This is a genomic window from uncultured Mucilaginibacter sp. (assembly GCF_937859865.1).
In the GTDB taxonomy this organism is placed as follows: domain Bacteria; phylum Bacteroidota; class Bacteroidia; order Sphingobacteriales; family Sphingobacteriaceae; genus Mucilaginibacter_A.
Map to the genome: position 1 here is coordinate 39223 of NZ_CALMAT010000050.1, position 8474 is coordinate 47696.

Genomic DNA, 8474 nt, shown 5'->3' on the forward strand with positions numbered 1-8474 from the left:
CCTAATATACGTGTAATCAGTAAATTAAATATAAACTAATAAAAAAAAGTTTGCTTATTTGATAAAATCAAACAAATTGGCATAATCTACGCCTGCTGCCTGCGCGCAAAGTTCATCGGCTTCGTGATTTCCAACCATAATCAAGTCCCGGCGCTGCAACTGGTGTTTGGCCAAAATATGGTGCAAAGCGTCCGGCTCGGGCTTTGGTTTGGTTTCTTCGGCAAAATAACACGTTAAATAAGGTTCCAGCCCGTTCCAGTCCACCTGTTTTATTTTGTTGAGTTGCTGCTGCGGGTTGCCGTTGGTAAGGATGAAAATCTGCTTCCGGTCCACCACAATTTGCTGCAACAGTTCGAGCATCTGCTGGTAAAGCAGCAGTTTCAGCGGCAAACGTGCGGTCATCAGCAACCGGTCAAAATTATCCTGATACTTCGGCTCCAAAGAAAATGCTGTTTTTACCGCATCAAAAACCGCCCTTTCCCCATTTTTCTGATAAGCTTCGATCATACAGCCAATTATTTCCTTGCTTTTCCATTGCTCGGTATGCTCCACAAAAGCGGCAAACAGATAATACACCTGGAACAGATAATCCTGCGCCGGAAAAAGCACATTGTCCAGTTCAAACACAAAAGCTTTTTTATAAGGGTCGAGGTCGGCGTATCGAAATATCATCTAACAGAAAACGGTTTCAAGCCAAAAAGGTGCTGCCTTTCCTGAAAATTAAATTCAAAAATCCCGTGTAATTTCAATTGTTCCGAAACCTGGTTCAAAAGCTTTTCTTCTTCTGCCAAAGCATTCCAAGCCGACACCGATTTTCCATGGGTAAAAACAGCATGTGTTGGTTTGAATGTTGATTGATGAAATTTCCGCAGCAAAAGCATTTCGTTTGGAAACAACTTCATCGCTTTGATAAACGAAATAACCGGTTTTCCCTGAAAAGCAGTTTTGGTTTTGGCAAGATGATCGTCCATCAGCCAAACCAGTTCCGGGTTTTCTACGGAGGAAATGGCCAAAGTTTCGGTTGGATAACCTAAAGCCAAACAAGCTTTAGAAAAAGTTTCTACCGAATCGGAAGTTTGAAAAGGGACAATTTGGGTCCCTGCTTCGCGTAAACTTGCCAGCAGCAATGCTTCTTTTACCAGGTATTTTTTGGTGTTAAGGTCAGGCAGGTTTAGTTGGATGTCAAACTCTTCAAACAATTCCACGGCTTCGGCCAGCAGTTCCTGTTCGGCGGCAGCCATTGCAAAAACGCTTTCGATTTGCTGGTCCAAACAGAGATTTAACAATTGATGGATAAAACCTGGCTGCGAAACCATTGGCAACAACAACTGCTGCGCCACTGAAATTTGTGCGGTAAAAGAAGCATCGCCATAAATAAACTGAAATTGTGGAAACCATTTTTCCAGAAAATAAACACCGGGATGGTTGCCGCAAGTAACCAAAGCTTTCGTCATGCTTCGATCAAGCCGTCTTTCATGGTTACTTTGCGGTCGCTCATTTCCGCCAAATCATCGTTGTGGGTTACAATGATAAAAGTTTGCCCGAATTGGTCGCGCAGCGAAAAAAACAGTTGGTGCAGTTCTTTCGCGTTTTTAGAATCCAGGTTTCCCGAAGGCTCATCCGCCAAAATCAACGCCGGATTATTGATTAAAGCACGCGCCACGGCAACGCGCTGCTGCTCGCCGCCCGAAAGCTGGTTGGGTTTGTGCTGTTTGCGGTGGCCGAGGTTCAGCATCTCCAACAATTCTGATGCGCGCGTTTCGGCTTCAACTTTTGTTTTCCCGTTGATGTAAGCCGGGATACAGATATTTTCAATTGCATTAAATTCGGCCAGCAAATGGTGAAACTGAAAGATAAATCCAATTTTTTGATTACGAAAAGCGCTCAACTGTTTCTGGTTCATCACGCTGGTATCGGCATCGTGCAGCAAAATTTTCCCCGAATCCGGCTTGTCCAAAGTTCCGATAATATTCAGCAGCGAACTTTTTCCGGCACCCGAAGCGCCCACGATACTTACAATTTCCCCGGCGTTCACATCCAGATCAACACCTTTTAATATCGGCAATTTTCCGTACGATTTTTTGATAGACCTGGCTTTCAGCATTTGACAAAAATAAGGATATGGTTTTTAGGGAAAGGTTGGTTTGGGAGAAATAGTTTTGGTATTACGCATTTCAACGAAGCAATTATCAAAACCAACAGCCGTCAAAACCAAAACGATAAAGTATTCATATTAACCGCCAAAACAAATATCAACCTTTGCTTGCACTTTCAGCAAGATTTGTGTTGATTTAAACAACCAACTTTTATACAAAATGAAATGCTTTTTTTACACCTGTTTTTTAATGTTTATGTTTTCAACCGACCCTTTTACGGCAAAAGCGCAAACGGTTATTCCTTTGTATCCAGGCGCTGTTCCAAATGCTATTGTTAATAATACTTACCAGGAAGTTAAATCCGGTTCGGAAAACAACATCGGTTACAGCAAAGTAACCAAGCCAACGCTTGAAATTTACCTTCCCGCAAAAGATAAAGCAACAGGCGCGGCTATCGTCATTTGTCCGGGCGGCGGTTATGCCTTTCTTTCTTACGACCACGAAGGCACTGAAATTGCAAAAGCTTTTAACGAAATCGGCGTAGCTGCTTTTGTGTTAAAATACCGTTTGCCCAGCGATGCCATCATGAAAGATAAAAGCATTGGGCCATTGCAAGATGCACAAATGGCCATCAAAACCGTGCGCGAAAGTGCCGCAAAATATAATCTCGACCCAAAAAAAGTAGGCATCATTGGTTTTTCGGCCGGCGGAAGTTTGGCTGCTTTGACCGGTTCTCATTTTGATGATGCCAAAATCAGCAACACCAACAACACCAGTTTGCGGCCGGATTTTATGGTGCTGTTGTATCCCGTCATCAGCATGACGGATAGTTTGGCGCATGGCGGGTCGCGCAATAATTTGATCGGGCCAACACCAACAGCAGCGCAAATTAAGTATTTTTCCAACGAACAAAACGTTACGCTAAACACGCCGCCAACGATGCTTGTCCATGCCGAAGACGACAACACGGTTAACGTTAAAAACAGTTTGTATTACTACGATGCCTTGCTTAAAAACAAAGTTCCGGCAGCTATGACCATCTATCCAAAAGGTGGACATGGTTTTGGCCTGAACAACAAAACCACACCCGATAAATGGATGGACCATGTTAAAAACTGGATGATTGGTAACGGCTGGATTAAGTAATCTGATGCTTCTTTTATCACTTAAAATTAAGTCAAGATGAACGAACCTAAAATTGTAAAAAGCGAAATTGTAATTGATACAACTCCTGCCAAAGTTTGGGATGCGCTTGTTAATCCTGCCAAAACCCAAATTTATATGTTCGGTTGCGAAACGGTTTCGGATTGGAAAATTGGAAGCGATTTGCTTTGGCGCGGCGAATACGAAGGCCAGGAAATGGTTTTTGTAAAAGGAAAAATCTTGGAAATGGAACCGGGAAATTTACTAAAATACACGGTGATCGATCCTTTTGCTTCTTATCCTGACATTCCTGAAAACTACCTCAACGTTACTTACCAACTGACGGAAGAAGGCGGAAAAACGAAATTAACGGTTACGCAAGATGGATTTGAAACTGCTGCGGAAGGCGAAAAAAGATACCAAGACACTTACAATAACGGCCAAGGTTGGAATCCAATTTTAGTACAGATAAAAGAAGTAGCAGAATCAAATTAAGTTTTTGAATGGACGTGGTTCAAATCACCAAAAGCGTTTTTCAAATTACCCTTCCCATTGTTAACGTTTTTTTGGTGGATCATCCTATCGGTTTAATTTTGATTGATAGCGGCCCCAAAGGCAGCAAAGATTTGATCTTTCAAGGCATCCGGCAAATCGGAAAACAGCCGGAAGATTTAAAATATGTTATCCTAACCCATGCCCACCACGACCATTCCGGCGGTTTGGCTTCCATTTTAAAATCTGTTCAAGTTGCGGTTTACACTTCTGCGTTTTGTGCGGAAATGATTGCGAAGGGAATAGCCTTTCAGCCCAAATCAAAAATTTTAGCTTTTTTGCTGCGGTTGGTTACCTTAAACGGAAAGCTAAACTTGCAGTTTTTATACATCCAACCGGTAAAAGTAAATATCAAAATTGTGGCGGAAGGCGATTGCATTCCGGATGCAAATGGCTTGGAAGTAATCAACGCGCCCGGACATTGCGCCGAACAGATCGCTCTTTTTTACCCGGTAAAAGAAGCATTGCTTTTTGCTGCGGATGCCGCCGAAAACGAAACGCAACTGAAACCCGCTTTTGCTTATCAATCTAAAAGGGTTAATCAGCTTACTTTGCAAAAATTAGCTGCTTTTCCTTTTCAAATTGCTGTTTTTGGTCATGGAAAAGCTGCAACGAAAGCAGAATTTGAAAAAATGGCAGATTTTAAAGCTTGAAAACTACTTTAGTTGATTGATTTGGATTAAAATTGCCATTAAACTAAGCTCGGTTTAACTCATTTTTAAAATAAATTGCAATTAAAGCAGTAATAATTTATCTTTAAGGAATTAATTTCATCCTGTATCAATAAAAATTGGTTTGAAATCTGTTTCACGAAGGGAATTTTTAAGTAAAGGCGCAATGCTGGCCGGTGGCGCTTATCCGGCCATGTTGGCTTTAGGCATGTTAAAAGCCGCGCCTGCCCATGCTTTTAATTTGGAAGGAAACGGCGCAGGCAAAAAAGTAGTTATTCTGGGCGGCGGTTTGGCGGGAATGACAACGGCTTACGAACTAAGCAAATTAGGTTATAATTGTACCATTTTGGAAGCTCGCGAACGTACAGGCGGCCGTTGCTGGAGCATCCGCAAAGGTAGCATCAACAACGAAATTAACTCGCCGCAACAAACTGCCCGTTTTGATGATGATCTTTATTTCAACGCCGGTCCGTCGCGCCTCCCGCACCACCATAAACTCACCTTGCATTATTGCAAAGAACTGGGCGTTCCGCTGGAAGTTTATAATAATGTAAACGAAGCTGCCTATTATTTTGCAGAAGGAAAAGGGCCGCTTTCTAACAAAAAGATCAGGATCAGGGAAATCCAAAATGATGTTCGTGGCTACATGAGCGAAATGCTGGTGAAAGCCATTGACCACAATCAATTAGACACGGGCTTAACCAAAGAAGACACCGAAAAAGTAATCGAATACCTACGTGCCGAAGGCGGATTGGATATTGATAAATTGTATAAAGCATCGGATAGGAGAGGTTATACCGAATCGCCGGGCGCAGGTTTGGCTTCCGGTAAAATCGCAGAAACTTATAAATTGCAAGACATGCTGCAATCGGGTTTGATGGACCCGGATTTTTACAACGTATCCTATTACGTGTATGAATTGCAGATGACGATGTTCCAGGCCGTTGGCGGAATGGACAAGATTGCGCAGGCTTTACAAAAAAAGGTAAGCCCGATGCTGCATTTAGGTGCCGAAGTTACTTCCATACAAAACCTGCCGGAAGGTGTAAAGATTGTTTATAAAGATCAGCAGGGAACAAAAGAAATCAGCGGTGATTATTGTGTTTGTACTTTGCCGTTGCCGGTTTTGGGCAATGTAAACCATAATTTTTCTTCGGATGTGAGCCGTGCGATTGATTACGCAACTTACATCAAAACCGGGAAAATTGGTTTGCAGTTTAAACGCCGTTTTTGGGAAGAAGACGAAATGATTTACGGCGGCATTACGCACACTAATAACGAACTGACGCAGATTTTCTACCCCAACAATAATTACCTCGGTAAAAAAGGCATTTTGTTGGGGTATTATAATTTTAACGATAAAGCAAAATTAGTTGGCGACCTTTCCATCAGCGAACGCGAAAAACTGGCCTTAACAAAAGGAAGCTTAATCCATCCACAGTACCAAAAAGAGTTTGAAAATTCGTTTTCGGTGAGTTGGCACAAAGTAAAATACAACGAAGGCGGCTGGGCGGTTTACACCAACGAAACGCGGAAAACAGTTTACGAACCTTTGTTAAAACCTGAAAAACAGGTTTATTTTGCCGGCGAACACCTGACGTATTTGAATGCCTGGATGGCTGGCGCATTTGAATCGGCAAGAAGTGTTTCGGCGGCAATCCATGCGCGGGTGACCGAGCAGCGCGTGGCTTATCCGGCAACAAGTTCTAAAAGTTAACAATTTTTCACCCATAAAAACAGTATCATGGCAAATCAAATCAACAGGCGTAATTGGATCAAAACCAGTGCAATGTTAGCAGGCGGAATTACCTTCTTTTCTAACTCTGTTTCCGGCCTTTTGGCAAAACCGGTAGTTTCAAACTTCCAAAAAAGCTTCACACTTTCCGAAGCAGAATTAATGGCCGAAGCACCGCCAACAATGGTTTTAAAAGCAAGGCTACTGGCTAACGAAAACCCTTTTGGGCCCTCTGCCAAAGCTAAAAAAGCCATTGAAGCGGCTATGGACACCAGTTACCAATACCCGTTTATGTATTATGGCCAGTTGATTGATAAAATTGCTGCTTTTGAAGGCGTAAATAAAGAACAGATTGTTTTGGATGCCGGTTCGTCGCCTTTATTGTTGGCTGCTGCTTTGCATTTTAGTAAAAATGGTGCTATCGTAACTGCCGACCCAAGTTATGACGACCTGCCTAAAAAAGCAGCGGAAGTAGGCGGAAAAATTGTCCATGTCCCGCTGACTGCCGATTATAAAACAGATTTGGATGCCATCGAAAAAAGCATTGACAGCGGCACCAGTTTGGTTTATATCTGCAACCCCAACAATCCAACGGCAACTGTAGTTGATACGGCAAAACTGAAAGCTTTTTGCGAACGCGTATCTAAAAAAGTACCGGTTTTAATTGATGAGGCTTACATTGATTACCTGCCAAACCCGCAAGCTGTAACCCTAATTGATGCGGTAAAAAAAGGGCAAAACGTGATGGTTGCCCGTACTTTTTCCAAACTTTACGGCTTTGCCGGTTTGCGTATCGGTTATATGGTTGCCCAGCCGGAAATGTTAAAGACGCTTTCCAAATACACACAAGGTTCGATGTCCATTTCTGCACCCACCATTCAGGCCGCTATTGCAAGTTATCAAGACCGTGAGTTTTTGGATGATGCTTTGGCCAAAACCCAGGCTTCCAAAAAGTTTTTGTATGAAACTTTGAAAAAAGAAGGTTACGATTACATTCCTTCTTCCACCAATTTTGTGATGTTTCCGCTAAAAATGGACGGGCAAAAGTTTGTTTCTGAAATGATGAAAAGAAGCGTTGGCGTGCGTTTCTGGAAGTTTGACGACAAAGACTGGTGCCGTGTAAGTATCGGAAGAATGGACGAAATGGAAGCTTTTGCGGATGCTTTTAAACAATTATCTTAATTTACTACAAAATTTATGCGCAGATTATTCCTATTGTCCGGCCTGCTATGCTTCTTTTATCCCTGTTTTTCTCAAGCGGTAAACCCTCGCCCAATCACCATGGACGAATATACCAAAGCAAAAACTTTTGCGATAAAAGATCCCGACCAGGACACTTACGTGAAGTTTGAAAACGCTTATATTTTAGACCGTTACCGCCCAAAACCTTATTTTATTACCGGTGATGACGGCCTGAAAAAGCGGATGGATTTGTACAACCTGATGGCGAAAGAAGGGATGCAGCAATTGGGTTTGATGATTTTTTATACCAACGAAAAAGGCAAACGCTACCAAGCTTTGCTGCCTAACCAAACGGCGGACGGCAAAGTTTGGGAACGTTATTTTGAAGACATCCACAGTATTGACAAGGAAGAGAAAAACTTTGTGCTGAAGTTGTCTTACGTTCTTTCGCGTGAATTTTCGTACCAGGTTTATAAAAACAGCAACGGTGGGAAAAGCATGAAAGAAGAAAGCGGGACTTACGGTAGCGACATTTGCTTCCCCGGAACGGATTTGGTAACGATGGCAAACGGCACGCAGAAAATGCTGGCATCTGTAAAACCAGGCGACGATGTTTTGTCCATTGACCCAAAAACGAAAAAAACAGAAGTGGTCAAGGTAAAAAAACTTGCTGTCCACGAAGCAAAAAATTATGCTTTAACGCGTTTGGTTTTGGTTGCCGCAGACTAAAAAAGTACCGATAAAAACAGCATCCGCCTTTCGGCCAAAATTTTGGAAGCCACGCCAAACCATCCGATGACGACAAAAACCGGAAGCAAAAAAATTGGAGAAACGGAAATTGGCGAACAGGTTTTATGTTTTAACAAAGCCAAAAAAGCTTACGAAACCTATACCATTTTGGATAAAACCGAAAAAGCAGGCGGCGTGCAAAAAGTATATAATATTGTTGCCAGTGGCGGAAGCACGCTGATGATGAATGGCGTAATGGTGATGCAAAAATAAGCTCAGCAACAAAATTTTATGTGATAAAAGAAGTATAGAATTTAAAGATGCTTCTTTTTTGTTTGCAGTTGATTTTCCTTTTTGAGATAGTTT

The 8474-nt window shown here is 42.3% G+C and carries 10 protein-coding genes; 7 read left to right on the plus strand and 3 right to left on the minus strand.

Annotation, left to right across the window (positions count from 1 at the left end; all coding sequences use genetic code 11):
- Window positions 1–54: 54 nt before the first annotated feature.
- The 3 genes from Q0192_RS06005 to Q0192_RS06015 are packed head-to-tail and all read right to left on the minus strand — an operon-like array spanning window position 55 to window position 2104.
- On the minus strand, window positions 55–672 hold the full coding sequence (locus Q0192_RS06005) for an HAD hydrolase-like protein (protein WP_299287606.1): 618 nt from the start codon (window positions 670–672) through the stop codon (window positions 55–57).
- Window positions 669–1454, minus strand: a complete 786-nt coding sequence (locus Q0192_RS06010) for a hypothetical protein (RefSeq protein ID WP_299287608.1) — start codon at window positions 1452–1454, stop codon at window positions 669–671. Before Q0192_RS06010 ends, Q0192_RS06005 begins: the two co-directional genes overlap by 4 nt.
- Window positions 1451–2104: an ABC transporter ATP-binding protein gene (locus Q0192_RS06015; RefSeq protein ID WP_299287610.1), complete on the minus strand. Its 654-nt coding sequence runs from the start codon at window positions 2102–2104 to the stop codon at window positions 1451–1453. The genes Q0192_RS06010 and Q0192_RS06015 overlap by 4 nt, the downstream gene beginning before the upstream one ends.
- A 241-nt stretch (window positions 2105–2345) precedes the next feature.
- Here Q0192_RS06015 and Q0192_RS06020 point away from each other — a divergent pair, with 241 nt between their 5' ends.
- The 7 genes from Q0192_RS06020 (at window position 2346) to Q0192_RS06050 (ending at window position 8381) form a co-directional block, all read left to right on the plus strand.
- A complete protein-coding gene (locus tag Q0192_RS06020; RefSeq protein ID WP_299287613.1) occupies window positions 2346–3242 on the plus strand; it encodes an alpha/beta hydrolase in 897 nt (298 codons plus the stop codon).
- Between the two features lie 36 nt (window positions 3243–3278).
- Window positions 3279–3734 (plus strand): SRPBCC domain-containing protein, encoded by a 456-nt coding sequence (locus Q0192_RS06025; protein ID WP_299287615.1) that lies wholly within the window; start codon window positions 3279–3281, stop codon window positions 3732–3734.
- Between the two features lie 8 nt (window positions 3735–3742).
- Window positions 3743–4444, plus strand: a complete 702-nt coding sequence (locus Q0192_RS06030) for an MBL fold metallo-hydrolase (RefSeq protein ID WP_299287617.1) — start codon at window positions 3743–3745, stop codon at window positions 4442–4444.
- 142 nt (window positions 4445–4586) lie between these two features.
- On the plus strand, window positions 4587–6179 hold the full coding sequence (locus Q0192_RS06035; protein WP_299287619.1) for a flavin monoamine oxidase family protein: 1593 nt from the start codon (window positions 4587–4589) through the stop codon (window positions 6177–6179).
- A gap of 27 nt (window positions 6180–6206) precedes the next feature.
- Window positions 6207–7379 (plus strand): histidinol-phosphate transaminase, encoded by a 1173-nt coding sequence (locus tag Q0192_RS06040; protein WP_299287622.1) that lies wholly within the window; start codon window positions 6207–6209, stop codon window positions 7377–7379.
- A 15-nt stretch (window positions 7380–7394) separates the two neighbouring features.
- Window positions 7395–8108 (plus strand): hypothetical protein, encoded by a 714-nt coding sequence (locus tag Q0192_RS06045; RefSeq protein ID WP_299287625.1) that lies wholly within the window; start codon window positions 7395–7397, stop codon window positions 8106–8108.
- Window positions 8109–8150: 42 nt separating this feature from the next.
- Complete coding sequence (locus tag Q0192_RS06050) at window positions 8151–8381, plus strand: hypothetical protein (RefSeq protein ID WP_299287628.1); 231 nt, start codon at window positions 8151–8153, stop codon at window positions 8379–8381.
- Window positions 8382–8474 lie beyond the last annotated feature (93 nt).